This window comes from Rathayibacter sp. AY1F6, assembly GCF_002932035.1.
Classification (GTDB): domain Bacteria; phylum Actinomycetota; class Actinomycetes; order Actinomycetales; family Microbacteriaceae; genus Rathayibacter.
On sequence record NZ_PSVD01000001.1, the window covers coordinates 57,091 to 79,936 of the forward strand.

The following is a 22,846-nucleotide window of genomic DNA, read 5'->3' on the forward strand; positions in this document are numbered from 1 at the left end:
CGGGCGGGGCGCCTGCTCCGGGATGTAGGTGACGCACGTGTGGTTCCGGCGTCGACGCAGGTTCAAGATGGAGCCGTACGACCCCGATGAGAACCCGTCGCGCGAGCCCGCCTCCGTCGAGGAGGCCGCCGAGGAGGGCCTGATGCTCGCGCAGTACGCGAGCCGGATGGCCGTGAAGAACCGTGTGCTGATGGACGGCCTCGGTGCTGACGTCCCCTTCGACTCGGGCCGCTACTCCGTCGTCGCCGCGGAGGAGCTCGAGAAGCTGGCGCGCGAGTCCGAGGCAGCCGCCGAGCGCCTGCGCGGCATCGCCGCCGACGTGACCTCGGTGGGCGGCCGCTCCGACCACGTGCACGACTACCGCTCGGCCGACGTCGACAACCTCGACCACCGCGAGCGGCTCTCGCTCCTGGTCGCCGACTCCCTCCACAGGCGGGCGCAGGACGAGGAGTACCTCGCGACGCTCGTCGACGACGCCCGTCAGGACGCGTGGCGCGAGCTCGCGCAGTCGATCGAGGAGACCCTCGACCGCACCTCGCGGATCGACCCGGACGACGAGGAGTACCGCCGCGACCGCTCGGTGCGGATGGCGCTCGTGGTCGTCGACGACCTGGTCAAGCTGGCGGAGGAGCGCGGCGTCAGCCTCGAGGACTGACGGGCTCGTCGTGGGACGCCGGGACGGGGCTCAGGCCCAGCCGGCGCGGAACGACTCGGTCGCCTCGGCGGAGCGCTCCCGGACCGACTCCAGCAGCTCCTCCATGGTGGAGCTGCGGAGGAACGCGAGGCGGTCGAGCTCGGTGACCGGTGCGACGCCGGCGAGCTGCCAAGCGTGCGCGGCCGGATCCTCGGCGAGCTCGACGACCGCGCCGTAGCGCTGCTCGACGAACTCGCTCGCGACCGCCAGTGCCGTGCGGACCGCCGACTCCGCCGCAGCCAGCGCGGGGGCGTGCTTCTCGTCCCACTCCAGATCGGGCAGCAGGCGGACCTCGGCGCGCGGGTACGGGTCGTCCTCGTACCAGCGGACGACCTCGAAGCGCTCCTCGCCCACGGAGTCGAGCGTGACGAACGACTCCGCCCCGTCGATGTTCAGGATGCGCGCGCGGGCGCCGACCGCGAACCGCTGGTCGCCGCCGCCCACCTCCTGGCCGCGCTCGATGAGCACGACGCCGAACGCGAGGGTCTCGTCCTCGAGGACGTCGCCGAGCATCCGCAGGTACCGCGGCTCGAACAGCCGGAGCGGGAGCGGCATGTGCGGCAGGAGCACGGAGCCGAGCGGGAACATCGGAAGATCAGGCACGGGATCAGGCAATCACGTCGAGCGGAGAGCGGCCAGTACGGGCGCGGCGCGTCGGGACGTGCTAGCGCATCGCGCCACCGTGTCGTCCGCTCGCGGATGCTCGCCACGCCCCGGACGATCTCCGACGGCCCGGCCTCACCCTCGAGGCTCCCACTCAGACTGGGAGCATGGATCTCACTGACCTCCGAGCCGTCGTCCGCGCGGACCTGGCCGCCAAGGGCCACGCCTCCGACCGGCTCACCGTCCTCGTCCTCCGACTCGGGCAGTACTCGAGCTCTCGGAGGACCCGGCTCCCCCTCCACCTCGTCTACCGCCTCGTCGATCTCGTCTGGACCCGCATGATCGTCGGAGCCGAGCTGCCGCCGGCCGCTCAGGTCGGGCCCGGCCTGCGTCTCCCCCACTGGGGCCGCGGTGTGATCCTGCACCCGCGCACGGGCATCGGGAGGAACGCGTTCATCTACCACGGCGTCACCATCGGCGAGTCGAAGGGTCGGACGCCCGTGATCGGCGACGACGTCTACATCGGCGCCCGCGCGACGATCGTCGGGGACGTGACCGTCGGCGACCGTGTGCGGGTCGGAGCCGGCGCCGTCGTCGTCCGCGACGTCGCCTCCGACTCGTCCGCGGTCGGCGTGCCGGCGAGGACCGCGTCGGCGGCGTCCTGAGGCACGGCACGCCGGTCCGACAGGGCCGGAGCGCCCGCTCCGACGAGACCGACAGCAGGTGGATGCCCGACCCGGCGCTGGAGAGGAGGAACCACCGCGGGTGGAGCGGAGTAGGGCGTACGGGACTTGAACCCGTGACCGACGGATTATGAGTCCGCTGCTCTGACCGGCTGAGCTAACGCCCCGCGGCGGCCGTTCGAGCGGCCGTCAGGTGGCGGCGGGTGCGGACGCTGCGTCGGAGGCCAGATCGGCCACCGGCTCCCCACGATACAGGCTCTCGAAGGTGCTGATCGTGCGGTTGATGTCGTGCGAGGCGACGATGCGGAGGGACGCGCGCTTCATCGCCTCGAGGTCCTCCTGGTCGGCCGTGAGCACGGCGGTGAGGCGCTCGGCGAGGGCCTGTGCGCTGCCCGGAGCGAAGAGGTAGCCGTTCTCGCCGTCGTGCACGAGGTGCGGGAGGGCCATCGCGTCGGCGGCGACGACGGGGAGGGCCGAGGCCATCGCCTCCATGGTCGCGATGCTCTGCAGCTCGGCGATGGACGGCATGGCGAACACGGTGGCGCGCGTGTACGCCTCCTTGAGCTCGGCGTCCGAGACGTAGCCCGTGAAGCGGACGCGGTCGGCGATGCCGAGGGTCGCGGCGAGCTGCTGGAGGTTGCGCATCTGGTCGCCGCCGCCGACGATCTCGAGCTTCGCGTCGAGCGCCGGATCGAGCAGGGCGACGGCGCGGAGCAGGACGTCGATGTGCTTCTCGCCGGTCACGCGGCCGACGAAGAGGATCGAGTCGCCGGCGCGCGCCGTGAAGTCGGGCGTGTAGTTGTCGGCGTCGATGCCGCAGGAGATGGCGTGGACGCCCCGGAGGCCCGTGTACTTCTCGAGGAACTGCGCGGCCTTGCGGGTCGGCGTGGTGACCGCCTCCGCCCGGCCGAAGGTGCGGCGCGCGGCCCGCCACGCCATCGCCACGGCCTTGGCCTGCACGGCCTTCGGCAGGAGGGTGAACTCGAGCATGTTCTCGGGCATGAAGTGGTTCGTGCCGACGATGCGGATGCCGCGCTTGGCCGCCTCGATCCCGAGGCCGCGGCCGACGATGATGTGCGACTGGAAGTGCACGACGTCGGGCTTCACCTCGTCGAGGATGCGCGCGCTGTTCTGCCGGATGCGCCACGGCATCGCGAAGCGCAGCCAGTCGTGCGGGTACCAGCGCCAGCTGTAGAGCCGGTGCACGATGATCCGCTGGCCCTCGTGCGTCTCGACCCGGGTGCCGCTCCAGCCGTCGGCCGAGGGGGCGACGACGTGGACCTCGTGGCCGCGCTGCGCGAGACCGGCGGCGAGGCGCTCGGCGAACTTCGCGGCTCCGTTCACGTCGGGAGCGAAGGTGTCGCAGCCGATCACGACCGTCAGCGGTCGGGAGTCGGGCGATCCCGGTCGGGACGCGTCGCGGGGATCTGACACGGGAGGTCCTATCGGTGTCGTGCCGCTCGGGGAGAGAAGGGAGCGATCGGCGGAGGTCGGTCGGTTTCGTGGCTCTCGGCGCGGACCCATTGTAGGCAGAGGAGTCCTCACCACTCGGGATCCCGCGCCGTCAGCGCGCCTGCGGGTGGTGCTTGGCGAGGAGGAAGACGCCGTAGATGGCGACGGCACCGGCCGCGATGAAGAGCGGGATCGCCCACGGGGCCGCGTACTGCGCCTCTCCGAGCACGACGATGCCGATCGCGACGGCGACCAGCGGGTCGATGACGGTGAGGCCCGCCACGACGAGGTCCGGCGGGCCGGAGGAGTAGGCGTTCTGAACGAAGTACCCGCCGAGCGCGGTCGCGGCCAGGAGCGCCACGATGCAGACCACCGTCAGCGGGTCGAACTCGCCGTACTTGATGCGGTTGAGCACGACCTTCGCGAGAGTCGCGACGAAGCCGTAGACCACTCCGGCGCCCACGATGTAGAAGATCGCCTTCGCTCCGCGGCGGAAGACGCGGAAGGCGACGACGAAGACCGTGAGCACCACGGCGAGGATCACGAGGATCGTGATGAGCTCGGGCGTCTGGATGGACTTGTCGACCGCGTTGAACGCCGCTACGAGGACGAACGTGCCGACGCCTCCGACGCAGAGCACGATCGCCCGGATCGACGCCGCGTTCAGGCGCACCCGGCTGACCCGCGCGTTGACGACCGCGGTGATCACGAGCGCCACCGCTCCGAGCGGCTGCACCACGATGAGCGGGGAGAAGCCGAGGCTCGTCAGCTGGAAGACGATCGCGAGACCCAGGAGCAGGGTGCCGATCACCCACGAGGGGCGCGAGAGCAGCGCGACCAGCTGGCCGCCGCTGAGCCCGGAGGAGCCGGAGCGCTTCGAGAACCGCTCCACCTTCGCCACTCCCCGGTGCTGGAACTGCGCGCCGAGGGAGAGGAACACCGCGCCCACGAGAGCGATCGGGATGCCGATGAACTTCGCCGGGTCGTTGAGGAGTTCGGCGAGATCGGCGGGCATGGGTCGACCCTACCCAGAACGCCTCCGGGAGTCCTCCGACGCACGGGTGAGGGGCTGAGCCCAGCGGATGATCCTCGCGGACCCGGTCGGCGGCCCCGCGGTACCCTGTCCACCATGGCCGTCCTCCCCATCCGCATCGCCGGCGACCCCGTCCTGCACTCCCCCGCCGCCCCCGTCACCGAGTTCGACGATGCGCTGCGCACCCTCGTCGCCGACATGTTCGAGACGATGGACACCGCCCCCGGAGTCGGCCTCGCCGGCCCGCAGGTCGGCGTCCCGCTGCGCCTGTTCGTCTACGACTACGCCGACGACGACGGCACCCCCCGCCGCGGCGTCGCGATCAACCCCGAGCTGTTCGTCACGCCGACCCCGCTCGGCGAGGCGGACGAGGACACGGAGTCGGAGGGGTGCCTCTCCTTCCCCGGCGAGCGCTTCCCGCTCCGCCGCTCCGAGCGCGCGATCCTCCGCGCGGTCGACCTCGAGCAGGAGCCGTTCGAGATCGTCGCGGACGGCTGGTTCGCCCGCGTGTTCCAGCACGAGTTCGACCACCTCGACGGCGTGCTCTACATCGACCGCCTCGAGCACGACTACCACAAGCCGGTCGCGAAGATCACCCGGAAGCGCGGCTGGGGCGGCCCCGGCGTCTCGTGGCTGCCCGGCGTGGAGCACCTCGAGGACTGACTCAGGCCAGGTCGACCCCGTGCACGCCGTTGTGGTGGCGGATCGCGGGGAACGAGGCGGTGACGCTCCGGCCGACGCCGGGCGTCCGCTTCTCGGTCACGTCACCGCCGAAGAGGGCGGCCCGCTCGCGCAGCTCGGCGAGCGCGGGGCTGTCGATGCGCTCGGTGAGCGAGCGCAGATCCGCCTCGAGAGCGCTGGCGTCCTGCTCCGCAGCGCCGTGCTGCTCGCGGTCGTCGTCGACCTCCACCCGGAGGCCGGTGGTCGTCCATCGGGAGCTGATGCGGACCTCGGTCCCCGCGCCGCCGGTCTCCAGCGCCGAGTCGAAGGCGTACTCGAGCACCCGGAGCACGGCCACCTCGGCGCCGTCCTGCAGCGGGAACGGCTCGCCGAACGACTCCTCGCGGACGCTCAGGCCTCGCTCGCGGGCGCCCTCGATCAGGGGGACGGAGCCGCCGGTGCGCGGCAGCTCCCCCGGATCGACGGAGGCGACGGTCGCGATGCGGCGCAGCTGCGCCAGCGAGGCCTCGGCCGCCCGCACGGCACGCTGCGCCGACCGCGCGGCTGCGGCGGGGTCGCGGTCGATCGTGAGACGGACGCTCTCGGCCTCCTCGACGACGTGCGCGGCGCTGCGGACCGCGAGCTGCTCGAGCTCGCCGACGATGCGGAGCCTCGCCTCCTGCTCGCCGACCGCCAGCTCGAGGCGGACGACGCGCGCCGCCTCCTCCGCACGGCTCTCGGCGGCACGGCGCTCGGCGCCGACGGCGCGGCGCCACAGCACGACGACCGCGACCAGGGCGATCAGGGCGAGGACGAGGACGACTTCGAGCACGACGGCCTCCGGGGGGACGGGACGGGTTCGGCACAGGAGCGCCGGAGAGAGATCGTACCCGCGCCGCGGACAGCGGACCTGAGGCCGCGGAGGGGGTTGCGGAGCCGTACTCAGCCGTCGGAGCGCACGGAGCGGGTGACGGTGAAGCGGCGGTCGCGCGCCACCACCGTGGTCGGCCCGACCGCGCGGCGCAGCTCGGCCGGATGCGCGAGGTGGGAGTTGAAGACCGTCCACAGCACGCCTCCGGGGCGCAGCACGCGGCCGGCCGCGCGCAGCATGCGCCGGGCGACGAGGTCGGTGACGGCTCCGTCGGAGTGGAACGGCGGATTGCAGAGCACGACGTCGACGGAGGACGCCTCCAGAGTCGAGGCGTTGTCGTCGCGGAGGACGCGGACGGCCAGCCCATTGGCCGCCGCAGTCGCCCGGGCGGACTCGACCGCGGCACGCGAGGTGTCCGTCGCGGTCACGGCGAGGTCGGGGCGGGCCCGGGCCACCACGGCGGCGAGCACGCCGGTTCCGCAGCCGAGGTCGAGTGCGGTGCCCGCGGGGAGGGAGTCGAGATCGAGGGCGGCGAGGAGGGCGCGGGTGCCGAGGTCCAGTCGTGCACCTGCGAAGGCTCCCGGCAGTGCGACGACCTCGAGGTCGAGCTCGTCCAGACGGCGCCGCTCGGGCCCTGGCGCGGGCGGCTGGTCGGGGAGCGCGCCGCTCGCGAGCAGGGCGCGCGACTTCTGCCGGGCGAGGGAGACGTCGATCCGCTCGTAGCGCACGGCGAGCACGTCGTTCATCGTGCGGGTCATGTGCTTGATGCGGCCGGCGCCGATCAGGGTCGCCGCCGGGTTCGCGAGTGCGGTCCCGGCCGCGACGGCGGCCAGCGCGTCGAGCGAGCGCGGCAGGCGCAGGAGCACCGCGTCGGCGTCGCGGACGGCCTCCGCGACGGAGTCGACGATCTCGATCGGCGCGAGATCGACGCCCGACCCCCGCACCGTCTCGAGGTTCTGCGCGAGAGCGCGCTCGGCGGTGATCGAGTCCTGCACGACGCGCACGGCACGGCCGTCGGCGGCGAGGCCGAGGCTCAGTGCCCCGTAGGCGTCCCCGATCACGGCGAGGCGGCCGCGATCGGCGGCGAGGTCGAGCAGCAGACGGTCACTGGCGTCGACGGCGACGAGATCCGGCGCCTCGACGTCGGGGCGGCGGCGCAGGAGAGCGAGCACGTCCTCGCGCATCGCCCCTCCGATCGTCGGTCCGAGCGGGTGGGCCCTCGAGGGCGACCGCTCGCGGGCACGAAAAAAGGGCCCGAGAGTGGAGTCCCGGACCCTTCGCTCCCCGACTTGGACTCGAACCAAGAACCTACCGGTTAACAGCCGATTGCTCTGCCAATTGAGCTATCGAGGATCATCCGACCGCCCGGAGGCGATCAGCGCGGTACTACTTTAGCAAACTCTCCGCGAACGCAAAATCGGGCGCGCACTCAGTAGCCGGAGCCCGGGTCGACGCGGCCGACGAACGGCCCGCCGGCGGCACAGGCGGCCACGTTGGCGCGCACGCGCTCGGCCAGGAGCGGCGCGGTGATCTCGGGGGTGTCCGCGCTGTGGGGCGTGATCAGGCACCGGGGCTCGCTCCAGAGCGGATGCCCGTCCGGCAGCGGCTCGGGGTCCGTCACGTCGAGCGCGGCGCCCGCGAGACGGCCTTCGGCGAGGGCCGCGACGAGCGCGTCCGTGTCGACGAGGCTCCCCCGGGCGACGTTGACGAGCACGGCGTGGGCGGGGAGCCGCGCGAGCAGACCCGCGTCGACCATCCGCTCCGTGCCCGCGGTGGCGGCGGCGGCAAGGACCAGCACGTCGGCGTCCGCCGCGGCCTCGGCGAGCCGCGACGCCGGCAGGGTGCGGGCCGCGCCCTCCACCGGCTCGTCTCCGCGGCGGACGATCGTCACCCGGCAGTCGAAGACGGCGAGCAGCCGCAGGAGCTCGCGAGCGATCCCTCCTGCTCCGACGATCACCACGGAGGCGCGGTGCAGCGTGACCGCCTTCTTCGGCCCCCACGACGCGGCGCGCGCCCGCTCCGGCAGCGAGCGCAGGAGGGCGAGCACCAGCGCGAGCGCGTGCTCCGCCACCGGCTCCGCGTAGGCGCCCTTGGCGCTGGTCCAGACCACGTCCGCGCGAGACGCGGCGAGCACGGGCGCGAAGACGTCGACGCCGGCCCAGGGCAGCTGCACCCAGCGGATCGACGGGTGCTCCTCCAGCACAGCGGCCAGCTCGTCCGTGCGGCCGTAGGACAGCCAGAGCAGCGCGTCCGGACTCCCGTCGAGTCCGACGACCACTCCCCCGCCCGACTCGACCGCCTCGGCGAACACCGGCTTCGGCCGCGGGAGCACCGCGACGCGCGGGACGGTCACTGGTCGGCCGCCTCGACGCGCTGCGCTCGGGAGGCGTCGAAGCGCTCGTACTCGGCGAAGGCCGCTCCGAGCTCGCGCACGTAGGGGTGCCGGGCCTCGATCAGCACGTCCAGCAGCGGCCCGTACGCGACGACCTCGCCGCCGACGAGCACGGCGATCCGGTCGGTCGCCCGGCTCAGCACGTCGATGTCGTGGCTGACCACGACGGCCGCGAATCCCTCCCGGCGCCGCAGGTCGGCGAGGAGGTCGACGATCGACTCGCGCACCGTCGCGTCGATGCCCGAGGTCGGCTCGTCGGCGATCAGCACCTTCGGCCCGAGCACGAGCGAGCGGGCCACGGCCACGCGCTGGCGCTGGCCGCTGGAGAGCTCGTAGGGGTAGCGGTCGAGCAGGAACAGCGGCAGGTGCACGGAGTCGAGCAGCGTCGCCACCCGCACCGCCGCGGCCTTCGGGTCGTAGTGGCGGTCGCGGAGGAAGATCGGCTCGGCGATCAGCTCCGAGACGGTCAGCTCGGGGCGGAGGGCCGCTCCGGCGTCCTGCGCGAGATGCGCGACGTCGACGGTGAAGCGCTTGAGCTCGCGGGCGGGGAGCGAGCGGAGGCGGTGCCCCGCGACCGTCGCGTCCCCTCCGATGATCACCGGGCGCGTGCGGCCTCCGTCGTGCCCCAGGCCGTCGCCGCCGAGCACGCGCGCGAGCGTGGACTTGCCCGAGCCGCTGCCTCCGAGGATCCCGAGCACCTCCCCCGGCTCCACGCGGAGGCTCACTCCCCGCAGCGCCGTCCACCGGCGGCTGATGCCGCGCGGCGGGTACTCGACGCTGAGGTCGTCGACGACGATGGGGGCCTGATCCTCGGCGGTCCGGCTCACGCCCGGCGCTCCGCCTCGACGATGCTGCGCAGGAGCTCGCGCCTCGAGGCCTGCTCGACCGGGTCGGGCACGGGCAGGGAGGCGAGCAGGCGCTGCGTGTAGGGGTGCTTCGGCGCGGCGAGCACCTCGGCCCCCGTCCCCTCCTCGACCAGCTCGCCGCGGTAGAGCACCGCGATGCGGTCGGCGAGCAGGTCGACCACGGCGAGGTCGTGGCTGATGAACAGCGAGGCGAAGCCGAACTCGCGCTGCAGCTCGGCGAACAGCTCGAGCACGCGGGCCTGCACCGACACGTCGAGCGCCGAGGTCGGCTCGTCGGCGATCAGCAGCTTCGGCTCGAGGGCGAGGGCCCGGGCGAGGCTGGCGCGCTGGCGCTGGCCGCCGGAGAGCTCGTGCGGGTAGCGGTCGCCGTAGGAGCGCGGCAGCTGCACCGCCTCCAGGAGCTCGTCGACGCGCGAGCGCGCCCCGGCGGCGTCGCCGGCCCGCCCGTGCACGATCAGCGGCTCGGCCACGCACTCCGCGATGGTGAGCAGCGGGTTGAAGCTCGACGCCGGGTCCTGGAACACGAAGCCGATGTCGCCGCGGACCGGCCGGAAGGCGCGCTCGCGGATGCCGCGCATCTCCTTGCCGAGGACCTTCAGCGACCCGCCGGTCACCGGCGTCAGGCCCGCGATGGCGCGCCCGATGGTGGTCTTGCCCGAGCCGCTCTCGCCGACTAGGCCCAGCACCTCGCCGGCTCGGATGCGCAGCGAGACGCCGTCGACCGCGACGAAGCCGGGACGGCCGAGCCGGCCGGGGTACTGGATCCGCAGGCCCTCGGCGGCGACGAGCGTCTCGGCCTCGGGGGCCTCGGCGCGCTCGACGGCGCGGACGCGGGCGCGCTCGACGCCCTGGCCCACGTGCGGGACGGCGGCGAGGAGCTTCCTCGTGTACTCGGCCTTCGGCGCCGAGAACAGCTCGGAGACCGTCGCCTCCTCGACCAGCTCGCCCTGGTACATCACGGCGACGCGGTCGGCCAGATCGGCGACGACGCCCATGTTGTGGGTGATCAGCACGATCGAGGTGCCGAACTCGTCGCGGCACCGGCGGAGCAGGTCGAGGATCTCGGCCTGCACGGTCACGTCGAGCGCGGTGGTCGGCTCGTCCGCGACGATCAGGCCGGGATCCAGGACCAGGGCCATCGCGATGACGACGCGCTGCTTCTGGCCGCCCGAGAACTGGTGCGGGTAGTAGTCGACCCGCTTCTCCGGCTCCGGGATGCCGACGGTGCGCAGGACGTCGACCGCGCGCTTGCGCGCCTCCTTCTTCGAGACAGAGCCGTGAGCGCGCAGTCCCTCCGCGATCTGCCAGCCCACCGTGAAGACCGGGTTGAGGGCGGTGCCCGGCTCCTGGAAGACCATGGCGACGTCGGTGCCGCGCAGCTCCCGGAGGCGGGCCTTGGGCACGGAGACGACGTCGGTCGCCGCGCTGCCGTCCTTCTTCGAGAGCAGGACCACTCCGGAGGCGGTGGCCGTCTCGGGCAGGAGGCCGAGGATGGTCTTCGCGGTCACGGTCTTGCCGCTGCCGGACTCGCCGACGATCGCCAGGACCTCGCCGCGCTCGACGCGCAGGCTCACCCCGGCGACGGCGCGGACGGCGCCGCGGTCGCTCGCGAACGCGACCTCGAGGTCGGTGATGTCCACGATCGGACGCGCTGAGGCGTCCCGGACGATGCGCTGGTCGCTCATCGCGTCTCCTCCACTCCGGCGACGGGGTCGTGCCCCGGCGTCTCCAGGCCGTCGGCGGCGAGGACGCCGCCCGGCACGACGGACGTCGCGGCGACGTCGCCGGCACCGGCGGCCACCGCGCGCCGACCGCGCAGGCGCGGGTCGGCGAGGTCGTTCAGGCTCTCGCCCACGAGGGTGATGCCCAGCACCACGAGCACGATCGCCAGGCCCGGGAAGACCGAGGTCCACCAGATGCCGCTCGTGACGTCCGACAGCGCCTTGTTGAGGTCGTAGCCCCACTCCGCGGCCGACGTCGGCTCGATGCCGAAGCCGAGGAAGCCCAGGCCCGCGAGGGTCAGGATCGCCTCGGAGGAGTTCAGCGTGAAGATCAGCGGCAGCGTGCGCGTCGCGTTCCGCAGGACGTGGCGGAACATGATCCGCGGCGTCGACGCTCCGATGACCTTCGCCGACTCGACGAAGGCGTCGCCCTTGATCCGCACGGTCTCGGCCCGGATCACGCGGAAGTACTGCGGAATGTAGACCACGGTGATCGAGACCGCCGCGGCGAAGATGCCGGCCCAGAGGTTCGACTGCCCGCCGGAGATGACGATCGACATCACGATCGCCAGCAGCAGGGTCGGGAACGCGTAGATCGCGTCGCAGATCACGACGAGCACGCGGTCGAGCCAGCCGCCGAGGTAGCCGGAGACGAGGCCGAGGAAGACGCCGAGGAAGATCGACAGGACCACGGCGACGACGATCACGAGGAACGCGGTCTGCGCTCCCCAGAACACTCGCGAGAGGACGTCGTAGCCGCCCACGGTGGTGCCGAGCAGATGCTCCGCGCTCGGCGGCTCCTGCGCGCCGAACGACTCGCCGCCCGAGCGCAGCTGCGAGTATCCGTAGGGCGCGATGAGGGGCGCGAACAGGGCCACCAGCAGGAACGCGCCGGTGATGATCAGGCCGGTGACGAGCATCCCCCGCTGGAGGCCGACGCTCTGCCGGAGCTGGTGGACGACCGGCAGACGGTCGACGAGACGACGGCGCGGACGCGCCGGGGAGGTGGTGCTCATGCTCAGTACCTCACTCGCGGGTCGATGAGCGCCGCGATGACGTCGACGATGAAGTTGGTCAGCGCCACGATGACGGCGAGCAGGGCGACGATGCCCTGCACGGCCACGAAGTCGCGGGCCTGGAGGTACTCGGCGAGCTGGAAGCCGAGGCCCTTCCACTCGAAGGTGGTCTCGGTGAGGACGGCGCCGCCGAGCAGCAGGGCGATCTGCAGGCCGATCACGGTGATGATCGGGATGAGCGCGGGCCGGTAGGCGTGGGTGCGGACGAGCCGGAACTCGCTGACGCCGCGCGAGCGCGCCGCATCCACGTAATCGGTGCCGAGCGTGCCGATCACGTTGGTGCGCACCAGGCGCAGGAAGATGCCCGCGGTGAGCAGTCCCAGTGCGACGGCGGGGAGCACCGCGTGCGAGAGCACGTCCGAGATCGCGGCCGGGTCGCCGGTCTGGATCGCGTCGATCAGGTAGATGCCGGTCTTGTTCTCGAGGAACTGGAGCGAGAGCTCGGTGCTCGTCGAGGCGCGCCCGGCGACGGGGAACCACTTCAGCCAGACGGAGAACACCAGCTTCAGCAGCAGGCCCGCGAAGAACACCGGAGTCGCGTAGCAGAGGATCGCGAAGATGCGCAGCACCGCGTCGGGGGTGCGGTCGCGGTGGTAGGCGGCGAGCATCCCGAGCGGGATGCCGACCAGGAACGCCACGATCAGGGCGTAGAAGGCGAGCTCGACCGTCGCAGCGCCGTAGGTGAGGAGCACCTCGGTCACGGGGCGGTTGTCGCTCAGAGTGGTGCCGAAGTCGCCGGTCAGCAGCTTGCCGAGGTACTCGAGGTACTGCACGATCAGCGGCCGGTCGTAGCCGGCGGCGGCCACACGCTCGGCGAGCTGGTCCGCGGTCAGGCGGCCGCCGAGGGCCGCCGTGATCGGGTCGCCCGTGGAGCGCATGAGGAGGAACACCAGCGTCACGAGGATGAAGACGGTGGGGATGATGAGCAGGAAGCGGACGAGCAGGTAGCGCCCGAGTCCGCCCCCGGAGCCGCGCGGTCGCCGGGTGGGCGCCGTCGCCGCAGCCGTCGTGGCTGTCGTCACGTGATGCCTTTCGTGGAGAACGGCCGGCGCCTCCTGTCGGGGAGGCGCCGGCCGCGAGGGGGTGGATCAGCCCTTGCTGAGTGCCGCGTAGCGGAACTTGAACGAGGCGTCGAGGGTGTCCTCGGCTCCGCTCACGGTGCTGCCGACGACCGCGACCTGCGAGCCCTGCAGGTAGGGGACGGTCGAGAGCTGCGCCGCGACCTTCTCCTGGATCTGCTCGATCAGCGCGGTGCGCGCGTCGGCGTCGGTGGTCGAGACCTGCTGTGCGATCAGGCTCTGCACCTCGGCGTCGTCGAAGTGGTTCGCGAGGAAGTTCTCCTTGATGAAGAACGGCGAGAGGTAGTTGTCGGCGTCGGAGTAGTCGGGGAACCAGCCGAGCTGGTACGCCGGGTAGACGTCGCTCGAGCGGTCCTTCGAGTACTGCACCCACTCCGTGGTCTGCAGGTTCACGGTGAAGAGGCCGGTCGACTCCAGCTGGTCCTTGATCAGCGCGTACTCGTCGCCCGAGGACGGACCGTAGTGGTCGTTCGAGTACTGCAGGTTCAGGGTGACCGGAGCGGTGACGCCGGCGGCCTCGAGGGTCGCCTTCGCCTTGTCGGCGTCGGGCGCGCCGTTGCCGTCGCCGTAGAGCGACTTGAGCGGCTCGACCGCGCCGGTCAGGCCGGCGGGGACGTAGGAGTAGAGGGGGGTGTAGGTGCCCTTGTAGACCTGGTCGGCGATCTCGTCGCGGTCGATCAGGTCGGCGACGGCCTGGCGCACGGCAAGGGCCTTGGCGCTGTCGGCCTCACCGGTCGTCGCGCCGAAGGGCTGGGTGTCGAAGTTGAAGACGATGTAGCGGATCTCGCCGCCGGGGCCGTCCACGACCTTGACCGTGTCGTTGCCGCGGAGGTCGTCGATGTCCGTCGCCGAGAGGCTGCGGAACGCGACGTCGATGTTCCCCTCCTGGATGTCCAGCTTGAGGTTGGACGAGTCCGCGTAGTACTTGACGTTGACGGTGTCCGTCTTCGCCTCGCCGAGAACGCCCTGGTAGTCCGGGTACGCCTTGTACTGGATGAGGTTGTTCACGTCGTAGTTCGCGATCGTGTACTGGCCGGCGAAGGCGTCGCCCGAGACGATGTCGGCGTCCGCGGTCAGCTCGTCGGCCGAGAAGACCTCCTCGTCCACGATCGGGCCGGCGGGGCTCGAGAGGATCTGCGGGAAGGTCTGGTCGTTCTCGGACTTCAGCGTGAAGACCACGGTCGTGTCGTCCGGAGCCGCGACGCTGTCGAGGTTCGCCAGGAGCGAGGACGGGCCGTTCTCGGCCGCGATGCCGACCTGGCGGTCGAAGGAGAACTTCACGTCGGAGGAGGTGAGGTCGTGGCCGTTGGCCCACTTCAGTCCCTCCTTCAGCTTCACGGTGTACTCCGTGGGAGCGGTGAACTCCGCCGACTCGGCGATGTCGGGCTCGACGTCCGGGCTGCCGTACGGGGTGTTCATCAGGAACGGGAACACCTGGTTCATCACGGCGAACGAGCCGTTGTCGTAGGAGCCCGCGGGGTCGAGCGTCGTGATCTTGTCGGTGGTGCCGATGGTCAGGGCCCCTCCGGCGCTGCCGCCGGACGAGTCGTTCCCGCCGGCGGCGCAGCCCGTCAGCACGAGCGCGACCGCGGCGAAGCCTGCGGCGGCGGCCAGTGCACGGGTGCCGCGAGTGGATGCGGAATTCATCTCCGTCTGCCTCTTCCTGTCAAGGATGGGATGCGGGCGCGCTCCGGGCGCGCGGACTCTCGGCACACAGATCTCCTGTGGGCTGTGGCGTCACGACACTGGACGCCCGCATTGCTGTTCCTCATGGGTAACACAGTTGGAAGCGCTCTCCGAACCGGCACGGGCGTGCGGCCGAATTCTTCACACGACCGCAACACGCTCACTCCGTGCGCAGCGCCCGCTTCTCGCGCTCGAGCTCGACCAGTCGCACCTGCACTGCGCGCGCCATCACCGGATCGGCGGACGCGCGCTGGAGCGCCCCGCGCAGCTCGGCGATCTCGCGGAGCAGGTCGCGCTCGATGAGCGAGATCGCCACGTCGCGGGAGTAGCGGGCGAGCCCCTCCTCGTCGGCGGCCGGGATCGGCGCCACCGCGAGCTGGCGCACCAGCGAGGCGAAGGGGCCGGGGACGTCGTCGGCGACGTGCTCGACCCAGTCGCGGTCCTCCGCCCGCTCGAGGTTCGCGACCACGGCGTCGCGGACCACGCGGAGGGTCTCGTTGGTGACCGCCGCGTGCGCCGCCCGGGCCAGGAGCTCCGGACCCATCGCCTGCGGCAGCTGGAGCATCGCCATCAGCGCCTCGCGCTCGATGCGCGTGACGACGTCGACGGGGAGGTCGGCGATGCGCGCGCCGAGGGGCGCCTCGGCCGCGGACGATTCGCCGCCGCCCCGCCCGCCCTGCTGGTCGCGGCCCTCGGGTCCGGAGGAGCGGGGCCGGGATCCGGCGGAGCGCACGGCGGAGTTGACCTCGGCCATGTCCAGGCCGAGCATCCGGGCGAGCTCGCGGGAGTAGCCGGGTCGCAGCGCCGGGTCGCGGATCTCGGCGACGACCGGGGCGGCCGCGCGCAGGGCCGCGATCCGGCCCTCGACCGTCTCGAGGTCGTAGCGGTCCAGCAACTGCCGGATCACGAACTCGAACATCGGCTTCTTGTCGTCGATGAGGCGGCGGACGGCGTCGTCTCCGCGGTTCAGGCGGAGGTCGCAGGGGTCCAGGCCCTCGGGCGCGACGGCGACGAAGGTCTGCGCGGCGAAGCGGTGCTCCTCCTGGAACGCGCGCATCGCCGCCTTCTGGCCCGCCGCGTCGGGGTCGAAGGTGAAGACGACCTCGCCGACGCCGCTGTCGTCGCCCAGCACCCGGCGCAGCACCTTGATGTGGTCGACGCCGAAGGAGGTGCCGCAGGTGGCGACCGCGGTGGTGACGCCGGCGAGGTGGCAGGCCATGACGTCCGTGTAGCCCTCGACGACGACCACCCGGTGCCCGCGGGAGATGTCCCGCTTGGCGAGGTCGAGCCCGTAGAGCACCTGGGACTTGTGGTAGACGGGCGTCTCGGGGGTGTTGAGGTACTTGGGGCCCTTGTCCTCCTCGAGGAGGCGGCGGGCGCCGAAGCCGACGGTCTGGCCGGTCACGTCGCGGATCGGCCAGACGAGGCGGCCGCGGAAGCGGTCGTAGACGCCGCCGCGGTTGTTGCTGCTGACCAGGCCGGCCGTGGTCAGCTCCTCCTCCGAGAAGCCGCGGCGCTTGAGCGCGGTCGTGAGCCCGTCCCAGCCGTCGGGTGCGAAGCCGACGCCGAAGCGGTCGGCGGCGGCGCGGTCGAAGCCCCGCTCGCCGAGGAAGCGCCGACCGACGTCGGCGCCCGGGGTCGCGAGCTGCTCGCGGAAGTACTCCTCCGCGGCGTCGTTCGCGGCGAGGAGGCGCGCTCGCCCGCCGGTCTCGGGCGCGCGGCCGTCGCCGTCCTCGTACTGCAGCGGGAAGCCGATCCGCCCGGCGAGGCGCTCGACGGTCTCGCTGAACGAGCTGTGGTCCATCTTCATGATGAAGCTGTAGACGTCGCCCGACTCCTGGCAGCCGAAGCAGTGGTAGAAGCCGGCCTGCGGGCGGACGTGGAAGCTGGGGCTGCGCTCGTCGTGGAAGGGGCAGAGGCCCTTCAGCGAGCCGATGCCGGCCGACTTCAGCGTGACGTACTCGCCGATCACGTCGCCGATGTTCACCCGCGCCTTGACCTCCTCGACATCTGACTGTCGGATCCGAGGCATGGGGTCCATCGTATCGGCCGCCGGGGCCGCCGAGCCGGGGTGGGGAGAACTGCACCAGGGCGGCGCGGATCACCCCGAGACCTGTGATCCACCCGCACCCCGAGATCAGGGTCATCCCTGATCCGCACCCGCCCGCCGTCTCCGAGAATCGACCCATGCCCCCTGCCGCCTCCCGCCCGCCTCTCCTGCGTGCTCTGCTCGTCGCCCTGCTCGGCGGTCTCGTCCTGGGCGGGCTCACCAGCCTGCTGCAGGGCTCCCTCCCGCCGTCGGTGAGCTCGTTCGCCAACTCCTCCGGGGGCTGGTCCATGCTCGTGTTCGCGCTCGTACGCCTCGGCGGCGCCCGACCGGCGGCGGCGACCGCTCTCGGCCTGCTGAGCTTCTGGGCGCTGCTCGAGGGCTACGACCTGGTGACCGCGGCGCGCGGCTTCGGCTACTCGCCTCCCTTCACGGACGTCTTCTGGCTGCTCGCCGTCCCCGCCGGGCCGATCCTGGGCGCCGCCGCCGCACTCACCCTCTACGGCTCGAGGACGTGGCGCGTCCTGGCTGTCGCGCCGCTCTCGGGCGTGCTGATCGGCGAGGGCGTCTGGGCGCTGGGCGCGGTCGCCGACACCACGAGTCCGGTGTACTGGTGGCTCCAGATCGTCCTGGGCGCGGGCTTCCTCGTCCTGGCCGTCGTGCGGAGGAGGCCGCGCGCACTCGTCTCGCTCGCGGCGCTCGGCGTCACCGCGGCGGCCGCCGTCGCCTTCTTCGTCGTCTACTCCGCGCTGTGAACCGTTCGAGAGGGTCGTCGCTGACCCTCCGCGCACTCGCGGGTTCCGCCCTCCTCCTGGCCCTCGCAGGGTGCACCACCACGGCGGACACCCCGGTCGCGCCGCCGTCGTCCGCCTCGGTGCCGTCGTCGGTGTCCTCCGCCACCCCTCCTCCGATCGACGTCTCCGCCGAGCTGGCCGCGCTCGAGAACGAGTTCGACGCCCGGATCGGCGTCAGCGCCGTCGACACCGGCTCGGGCCGCCGGGTCCATCACCGGGCCGACGAGCGCTTCGGCTTCGCCTCGAGCCTCAAAGCCCTCGCCGCAGCGGAGTTCCTGCGCACCGTCCCCGCCGCCGAGCGGGACGAGGTGGTCACCTGGACCGTGGCCGACGTCGAGGCGGCGGGCTACTCCCCCGTCACGGAGGAGACCACCGCCACCGGCCTGCCGCTGTCGCAGCTCGCCGAGGCGGCCGTCCGCCGGAGCGACAACACAGCGCTGAATCTCGTGCTCCGGCGCCTCGGCGGACCCTCCGCCCTCGACCGTGGACTCGAGGCTCTCGGCGACACCACCACCGAGGTGGTGAACGAGGAGCCCGCGCTGAACACGATCGAGCCCGGCAGCACCGAGGACACCACCACCCCGGCCGCGTTCACGGCGGACCTCGCCGCGGTCGCCACAGGTGACGTGCTGTCCGCGGAGGACCGGGCGCTCCTGCTCGACTGGATGAGCGGCAACGCGACCGGCGACACTCTCGTCCGTGCGGGCGCTCCGGCCGGCTGGAGCGTCGCGGACAAGTCCGGGGGCGCCGGCGGGATCCGCAACGACGTCGCCGTGGTGACGCCTCCCGGGCGGGACGCGGTCGTGCTGTCGATCCTCTCGACGCGCAACGACCCCGAGGCGGACTACGACGTCGCGCTGGTCGCCCGCGCCGCGGCCGTCGTGCTGGGAGCCCTGCGGTAGCGTCCGCCCGGCGTCAGCAGTGCCGGTTCACGTAGCCCGGTGCGCCACGGGGGACGACGTCGCGGTCGCGGAGGGTGACCGAGATGCTCCGGCCCTGCGCGGCGCAGGCCTCGGAGTAGGCGGACCGGCCGTTGTCGGTGTACTCGATCTCGTAGACCTGGCGCCCGTAGACGTCCGTGTATCCCGCGCACTCGTCGTAGACCTGGCACTCCTCGACGACGGCGAAGTCGAAGCCGACCGTCCTCTTCCCGGCAGCGGCGAGGTCGGCTCCGTTCTTCTGGCCGATCGCCAGGCCGGAGCGGTGAGCGCGCGCCGCCAGGAGGGTGGCGAACGCCAGAGCCTGCGACTTCGTCAGCCTCCCGCCCGAGCGGGTGTAGCTGTCCAGGTTGTCGGCCTCGACGGCGTCGAAGCCGTCCTCGGCGCAGCCGTCGATCCAGGCGCCGACGATCGCGAGCAGAGCGGTCCGCTTCGCGGAGGTCGAGACGTCGAAGAGGTACTCGTCCGGCCAGCCCGGATCGGCGAGGGGCTTCCCGTCCGCTCGCCTCACCAGGAGCTCGGGGTGCCGCTTCGCGAAGGCGGCGCTCTCGCCGGGCTGGGTCTGGAAGGCGTTCACGTAGCAGATGCTGTAGCGACCGGCGGCGGGCGCGTCCGTGCGGTCGCGGTCGACGATGGTGACGCTCGACGCCGGAGCGTAGGCGCCTCCCAGCTGGTAGTCGAGGACGCCGTTCGCGGGAGGGAGCAGCGGTGCCGCCGAGGCCGCGGCGGGCTGGACCAGCAGCAGCCCCGCGACGACCAGGGCGAGGAGGCCGAGACGGGGCCGACGCGGCCTCATCCGGGAGCTCCCGGCGTGCGCCCTGCGGCTCGCACGCCCGTGGCCGCCGGCAGCGCGCCGAGTGCGAGCTCGCCGATCACCGCGATGCGGTCCGCCGGTGCTCCGTCGCGGGCCTGCGTCGACATCCCGCTGAGCACGGCGACGACGAAGGCGGCGACGGATCCGGCGTCCGTCTCCGGCGGCACGTCGCCCTCCTCGATCCCGCGTTCGACCCGGGCAGCGACGAGCGCCTCCATCTCGCGGCGACGGGCCTCGAGCCGCGGCTCGCTCAGCACGAAGCAGCCGGCAGGAGTGCCGGGCGCGGAGTACCCCTCCGCGCTGACGCGGACGACGGCGGCGACGGCCTCGCGCGCCGTCGGCCGGTGCGAGTACAGCATCGGCTTGCTCATCCCCGACCGTGCCGCGATGCGGTCGACCCGCGCTCCCGCCAGCCCGTGCGCCGCGAACTCCTCCGTCGCCGCCTCGAGGATCCGCTGCCGTGTCCGCTCCGCTCCCACGCCCTCACCGTACCCGCCGACCCGCACGCCAGCGCATCGCCTCAGACGGACGCACCCGTCTCCCTGGAACCCACCACCCCGACAAGCCGACCGCGGTGACGCCTGGCGGTGACCGGCGTGCCCCGGCACCGCTGAACGGCCGATCCGCGTGCCAGCGGATCGCCCCAGGCGGACGCACCCCGCTCCACGAATCGCACTACCCCGACAAGCCGACCGCGGCGACGCCTGGCGGTGACCGGCGTGCACCGGCACCGCCGAACGGCCGATCCGCGTGCCAGCGGATCGCCCTAGGCGGACGCACCCCGCTCCACGAACCGCACCACCCCGAGAAGCCGACCGCGCCACGCCGGGCGAGGACCGGCGTGCAATCGAGCACCGCCGAACGGACGATCCGCGTAACAGCGGATCGCCTCAGGCGGACGCACCCCGCTCCCTGGAACGCACCACCTCGACAAGCCGACCGCGGTGACGCCGGGCAGGGACCGGCGGCACAGCTGAGCCGGGCGCCGCCCGGCTCAGCGCATCAGCACAGCCTCTCGAACCAGGCGAGGGCGCTCTGGTCGGTGAGGTTGGCGACCTGGTCGACGACGACGCGGCGGCGGGCGTCGTCGTCGGGGGCGGCGTGCCAGTCCTCGGCGAAGCCGGGCTCGAGGGTTCCCGGGCCGCGGTCGAGGAGGGTGTCGGCGAGGCGGGTGAGGACTTCGCGCTGCTGGGCGTAGATGGGCTGGCGGGTGTTCCGCGACATCACGAACGTCGCGACGATCCCCTTGAGCACGGCGATCTCGGCCTGCTGCTCGCGGGGGACGACGACGTGGCCGCCGAAGCGGACGAGGTCGGGGTGCTGGTACGCCTCGCGGGTGGCCTCGGTGGCGGCGGCGGCGAAGCGGCCGATGAGCTGGCTGGTGAGGTTCTTGAGCCGGGCCTGGTCGCGGCGGGAGCCGTCCCAGGAGGAGACCCACACGTCGAGCGAGTCGAGACGGTCGAAGGCGGCGACGAGCTCGTCGTGTCCGACCTCCCCGCCGACCCAGGAGTGCATCGACTGCACGAGGTCCTCGTGGTCGGCGCGGGAGCCGAGTGCTTCGACGTCGATGTAGCCGGAGACCACCGCGTCCTCGAAGTCGTGCACGGAGTAGGCGATGTCGTCCGAGAGGTCCATCACCTCGGCCTCGATGCAGCGCACCCCCTCGGGGGCGCCCTCGCGCATCCAGGCGAACGCGGGGGCGTCGTCGGCGTAGAAGCCGAACTTGGCGCGCCCCGACGGGTCCGCGACCGAGCGCGTGTCGGGCCAGGGGTACTTGCAGCTCGCGTCGATGCTGGCGCGGGTGAGGTTCAGCCCGTAGGGGCGGGCGTCGTCGCCGAACACCTTCGGCTCGAGCCGCGTGAGCAGCCGGAAGGTCTGCGCGTTGCCTTCGAAGCCGCCGATCCCCTCGGCCCAGGTGTTGAGCGCGCGCTCGCCGTTGTGCCCGAACGGCGGATGCCCGATGTCGTGCGCGAGGCAGGCCGTGTCGACGACGTCGGGGTCGAGGTCGAGGCTCGTGGCGAGCTCCCGGCCGATCTGCGCCACCTCGAGCGAGTGTGTCAGGCGGTTGCGCGCGAAGTCGACGCCCGCCGTGGGGCTGAGCACCTGGGTCTTCGCGGCCAGGCGGCGGAGCGCGCTGGAGTGGAAGAGCCGGGCGCGGTCGCGGGCGAAGTCGGAGCGGCGGGTCGAGTGGTCCTCCGGCAGGAATCGCTCGGTGTCGACGAGCGAGTACCCCCAGAGCGCGCGGTCATCCACCGCTGTTGTGGATCTCGGCGGCCGAGACCGCGTCGCGCTGCCCGGCGTCGAGCTCGCGGGACTCGAGCCAGCGGTCCGGGAGGGAGGGGACCTTGGGCGAGCCGGCGCGGCCCCGCTGCCCCTCGGCCGCCTCGCCCGGGTAGGGCTGCGTCCAGTCGAGCGTCGCCAGGAGCTCGTCGAGCTGCGCGAGCGACTCGACCGTGGCCAGGCGGGCGCGGAGGTCGCCGCCGACGGCGTAGCCCTTGAAGTACCAGGCGACGTGCTTGCGGATGTCGCGGCAGCCGCGCTCCTCGCTCTCGAAGAAGTCGACGAGCAGCTCCGCGTGGCGGCGGAACGCCTCGGCGACCTGTCCGAGCGAAGGGCGGAACCGCTCGTCGGAGCCGGCGAACGCGGCGGCGAGGTCGCCGAAGAGCCAGGGGCGCCCGAGGCAGCCGCGACCGACGACGACTCCGTCGCAGCCCGTCTCGGCCATCATCCGCAGCGCGTCCTCGGCCGACCAGATGTCGCCGTTGCCCAGCACGGGCACGCTCGTGACCGTCTCCTTGAGCGTGGCGATCGCCGACCAGTCGGCGTGCCCGCTGTAGAACTCGGAGGCGGTGCGCGCGTGCAGCGCGATCGACGCGACTCCGGCGCCCTCGGCGGCACGGGCGGCCTCGAGGTAGGTGAGGTGGTCCGGGTCGATGCCCTTGCGCATCTTGACGGTGAGCGGGACGTCGCCGGCGGCCTTCACGGCGCCCTCGACGATCTGCCGGAACAGCGGGAGCTTCCACGGCAGGGCCGCTCCCCCGCCCTTCCGGGTGACCTTGGGCACGGGGCAGCCGAAGTTGAGGTCGATGTGGTCGGCCCGGTCCTCGGCGACGAGCATGGTGACCGCCTCGGCGACCGTGACCGGGTCCACTCCGTAGAGCTGGATCGAGCGCACCGACTCGCTGGGGTGGTGGCGGATGAGGCGCATCGATTCCGGCGTGCGCTCGACGAGCGCGCGGGAGGTGATCATCTCGCTCACGTAGAGGCCGTTGCCGAACTCGCGGCAGAGGCGGCGGAACGCCGTGTTGGTGATGCCCGCCATGGGGGCGAGCACCACCGGCGCGTCGAGTTCGAGGGGGCCGATCCGGAGCGCCGGCGCGGTGCGCGCGGGCGGGGCGGCCGTGAGAGTGGAGGACATCGGTATCGATTCTCCCAGA

Annotated in this window: 21 protein-coding genes and 2 tRNA genes; 5 read left to right on the top strand and 18 right to left on the bottom strand. The window is 72.6% G+C overall.

Features of this window, described 5'->3' with window-relative positions:
* Nucleotides 1-67 precede the first annotated feature (67 nt).
* A complete protein-coding gene (locus tag C5C44_RS00290) occupies nucleotides 68-655 on the top strand; it encodes a hypothetical protein (protein WP_104223455.1) in 588 nt (195 codons plus the stop codon).
* A gap of 30 nt (nucleotides 656-685) precedes the next feature.
* Here the strand turns inward: C5C44_RS00290 and C5C44_RS00295 are convergent, their stop codons facing one another.
* Nucleotides 686-1,297 carry an LON peptidase substrate-binding domain-containing protein gene (locus C5C44_RS00295; protein ID WP_244229436.1) on the bottom strand — a complete coding sequence of 204 codons (612 nt, stop codon included), beginning with the start codon at nucleotides 1,295-1,297 and terminating at the stop codon, nucleotides 686-688.
* 167 nt (nucleotides 1,298-1,464) lie between these two features.
* Here C5C44_RS00295 and C5C44_RS00300 point away from each other — a divergent pair, with 167 nt between their 5' ends.
* Nucleotides 1,465-1,962, top strand: coding sequence for a DapH/DapD/GlmU-related protein (locus tag C5C44_RS00300; protein WP_104335062.1), 498 nt, complete (start codon nucleotides 1,465-1,467; stop codon nucleotides 1,960-1,962).
* Between the two features lie 111 nt (nucleotides 1,963-2,073).
* Here the strand turns inward: C5C44_RS00300 and C5C44_RS00305 are convergent.
* The 3 genes from C5C44_RS00305 to C5C44_RS00315 all read right to left on the bottom strand — a co-directional run bounded on the left by C5C44_RS00305 (nucleotide 2,074) and on the right by C5C44_RS00315 (nucleotide 4,447).
* Nucleotides 2,074-2,147, bottom strand: a tRNA-Ile gene (locus C5C44_RS00305).
* Nucleotides 2,148-2,169: 22 nt separating this feature from the next.
* Entirely contained in the window at nucleotides 2,170-3,414 is a 1,245-nt protein-coding gene (locus C5C44_RS00310; protein WP_258066590.1) for a glycosyltransferase, read from the bottom strand.
* 130 nt (nucleotides 3,415-3,544) lie between these two features.
* A complete protein-coding gene (locus C5C44_RS00315) occupies nucleotides 3,545-4,447 on the bottom strand; it encodes a DMT family transporter (protein WP_104234188.1) in 903 nt (300 codons plus the stop codon).
* Nucleotides 4,448-4,561: 114 nt separating this feature from the next.
* Here C5C44_RS00315 and def point away from each other — a divergent pair, with 114 nt between their 5' ends.
* Nucleotides 4,562-5,128: a peptide deformylase gene (gene def, locus C5C44_RS00320; protein ID WP_104223450.1), complete on the top strand. Its 567-nt coding sequence runs from the start codon at nucleotides 4,562-4,564 to the stop codon at nucleotides 5,126-5,128.
* Between the two features lies 1 nt (nucleotide 5,129).
* On the opposite strand, the gene C5C44_RS00325 is transcribed toward def, so the two are convergent.
* From C5C44_RS00325 to dnaG, 10 genes are all read right to left on the bottom strand, one after another.
* Complete coding sequence (locus tag C5C44_RS00325) at nucleotides 5,130-5,957, bottom strand: hypothetical protein (RefSeq protein ID WP_104223449.1); 828 nt, start codon at nucleotides 5,955-5,957, stop codon at nucleotides 5,130-5,132.
* Between the two features lie 110 nt (nucleotides 5,958-6,067).
* Nucleotides 6,068-7,180 carry a class I SAM-dependent methyltransferase gene (locus C5C44_RS00330; protein ID WP_104297521.1) on the bottom strand — a complete coding sequence of 371 codons (1,113 nt, stop codon included), beginning with the start codon at nucleotides 7,178-7,180 and terminating at the stop codon, nucleotides 6,068-6,070.
* Between the two features lie 96 nt (nucleotides 7,181-7,276).
* Nucleotides 7,277-7,349: transfer RNA gene (locus tag C5C44_RS00335), tRNA-Asn, on the bottom strand.
* Nucleotides 7,350-7,425: 76 nt separating this feature from the next.
* On the bottom strand, nucleotides 7,426-8,349 hold the full coding sequence (locus C5C44_RS00340; RefSeq protein WP_258064092.1) for an NAD(P)-dependent oxidoreductase: 924 nt from the start codon (nucleotides 8,347-8,349) through the stop codon (nucleotides 7,426-7,428).
* Nucleotides 8,346-9,215, bottom strand: a complete 870-nt coding sequence (locus C5C44_RS00345; protein ID WP_167305248.1) for an ATP-binding cassette domain-containing protein — start codon at nucleotides 9,213-9,215, stop codon at nucleotides 8,346-8,348. The genes C5C44_RS00340 and C5C44_RS00345 overlap by 4 nt, the downstream gene beginning before the upstream one ends.
* Nucleotides 9,212-10,939 carry an ABC transporter ATP-binding protein gene (locus C5C44_RS00350; protein WP_104308348.1) on the bottom strand — a complete coding sequence of 576 codons (1,728 nt, stop codon included), beginning with the start codon at nucleotides 10,937-10,939 and terminating at the stop codon, nucleotides 9,212-9,214. Before C5C44_RS00350 ends, C5C44_RS00345 begins: the two co-directional genes overlap by 4 nt.
* Nucleotides 10,936-11,991, bottom strand: coding sequence for an ABC transporter permease (locus tag C5C44_RS00355; RefSeq protein WP_104335064.1), 1,056 nt, complete (start codon nucleotides 11,989-11,991; stop codon nucleotides 10,936-10,938). Before C5C44_RS00355 ends, C5C44_RS00350 begins: the two co-directional genes overlap by 4 nt.
* A gap of 2 nt (nucleotides 11,992-11,993) precedes the next feature.
* Nucleotides 11,994-13,073 (bottom strand): ABC transporter permease, encoded by a 1,080-nt coding sequence (locus C5C44_RS00360; protein WP_104223444.1) that lies wholly within the window; start codon nucleotides 13,071-13,073, stop codon nucleotides 11,994-11,996.
* Between the two features lie 66 nt (nucleotides 13,074-13,139).
* A complete protein-coding gene (locus tag C5C44_RS00365; RefSeq protein ID WP_104223443.1) occupies nucleotides 13,140-14,777 on the bottom strand; it encodes an ABC transporter substrate-binding protein in 1,638 nt (545 codons plus the stop codon).
* A 199-nt stretch (nucleotides 14,778-14,976) separates the two neighbouring features.
* A complete protein-coding gene (gene dnaG / locus C5C44_RS00370) occupies nucleotides 14,977-16,848 on the bottom strand; it encodes a DNA primase (protein ID WP_104292601.1) in 1,872 nt (623 codons plus the stop codon).
* A gap of 155 nt (nucleotides 16,849-17,003) precedes the next feature.
* On the opposite strand from dnaG, the gene C5C44_RS00375 reads away from it, so the two are divergent.
* Together C5C44_RS00375 and bla are read left to right on the top strand one after the other, a co-directional pair.
* The gene (locus C5C44_RS00375; RefSeq protein ID WP_181132638.1) at nucleotides 17,004-17,618 is read left to right on the top strand and encodes a DUF6518 family protein; all 615 of its coding nucleotides are present in this window, start codon (nucleotides 17,004-17,006) and stop codon (nucleotides 17,616-17,618) included.
* The gene (gene bla, locus C5C44_RS00380) at nucleotides 17,615-18,559 is read left to right on the top strand and encodes a class A beta-lactamase (RefSeq protein ID WP_258066591.1); all 945 of its coding nucleotides are present in this window, start codon (nucleotides 17,615-17,617) and stop codon (nucleotides 18,557-18,559) included. Before C5C44_RS00375 ends, bla begins: the two co-directional genes overlap by 4 nt.
* 13 nt (nucleotides 18,560-18,572) lie before the next feature.
* Here the strand turns inward: bla and C5C44_RS00385 are convergent, their stop codons facing one another.
* From C5C44_RS00385 to dusB, 4 genes are all read right to left on the bottom strand, one after another.
* The gene (locus tag C5C44_RS00385; protein WP_104335065.1) at nucleotides 18,573-19,391 is read right to left on the bottom strand and encodes an endo alpha-1,4 polygalactosaminidase; all 819 of its coding nucleotides are present in this window, start codon (nucleotides 19,389-19,391) and stop codon (nucleotides 18,573-18,575) included.
* The gene (locus C5C44_RS17260; RefSeq protein WP_104226690.1) at nucleotides 19,388-19,888 is read right to left on the bottom strand and encodes a TetR family transcriptional regulator; all 501 of its coding nucleotides are present in this window, start codon (nucleotides 19,886-19,888) and stop codon (nucleotides 19,388-19,390) included. Before C5C44_RS17260 ends, C5C44_RS00385 begins: the two co-directional genes overlap by 4 nt.
* 523 nt (nucleotides 19,889-20,411) lie before the next feature.
* Nucleotides 20,412-21,662 (bottom strand): deoxyguanosinetriphosphate triphosphohydrolase, encoded by a 1,251-nt coding sequence (locus C5C44_RS00395; protein WP_104223438.1) that lies wholly within the window; start codon nucleotides 21,660-21,662, stop codon nucleotides 20,412-20,414.
* A complete protein-coding gene (gene dusB, locus C5C44_RS00400) occupies nucleotides 21,655-22,827 on the bottom strand; it encodes a tRNA dihydrouridine synthase DusB (protein WP_104223437.1) in 1,173 nt (390 codons plus the stop codon). The genes C5C44_RS00395 and dusB overlap by 8 nt, the downstream gene beginning before the upstream one ends.
* Between the last annotated feature and the right edge of the window lie 19 nt (nucleotides 22,828-22,846).

Coding starts and splice junctions, on each gene's coding strand:
- C5C44_RS00290 (WP_104223455.1), top strand. CDS start 68: ATGGAGCCGTACGACCCCGATGAGAACCCGTCGCGCGAGCCCGCCTCC.
- C5C44_RS00300 (WP_104335062.1), top strand. CDS start 1,465: ATGGATCTCACTGACCTCCGAGCCGTCGTCCGCGCGGACCTGGCCGCC.
- C5C44_RS00315 (WP_104234188.1), bottom strand. CDS start 4,447: ATGCCCGCCGATCTCGCCGAACTCCTCAACGACCCGGCGAAGTTCATC.
- def (WP_104223450.1), top strand. CDS start 4,562: ATGGCCGTCCTCCCCATCCGCATCGCCGGCGACCCCGTCCTGCACTCC.
- C5C44_RS00330 (WP_104297521.1), bottom strand. CDS start 7,180: ATGCGCGAGGACGTGCTCGCTCTCCTGCGCCGCCGCCCCGACGTCGAG.
- C5C44_RS00350 (WP_104308348.1), bottom strand. CDS start 10,939: ATGAGCGACCAGCGCATCGTCCGGGACGCCTCAGCGCGTCCGATCGTG.
- C5C44_RS00355 (WP_104335064.1), bottom strand. CDS start 11,991: ATGAGCACCACCTCCCCGGCGCGTCCGCGCCGTCGTCTCGTCGACCGT.
- C5C44_RS00365 (WP_104223443.1), bottom strand. CDS start 14,777: ATGAATTCCGCATCCACTCGCGGCACCCGTGCACTGGCCGCCGCCGCA.
- dnaG (WP_104292601.1), bottom strand. CDS start 16,848: ATGCCTCGGATCCGACAGTCAGATGTCGAGGAGGTCAAGGCGCGGGTG.
- C5C44_RS00375 (WP_181132638.1), top strand. CDS start 17,004: ATGCCCCCTGCCGCCTCCCGCCCGCCTCTCCTGCGTGCTCTGCTCGTC.
- C5C44_RS00385 (WP_104335065.1), bottom strand. CDS start 19,391: ATGAGGCCGCGTCGGCCCCGTCTCGGCCTCCTCGCCCTGGTCGTCGCG.
- dusB (WP_104223437.1), bottom strand. CDS start 22,827: ATGTCCTCCACTCTCACGGCCGCCCCGCCCGCGCGCACCGCGCCGGCG.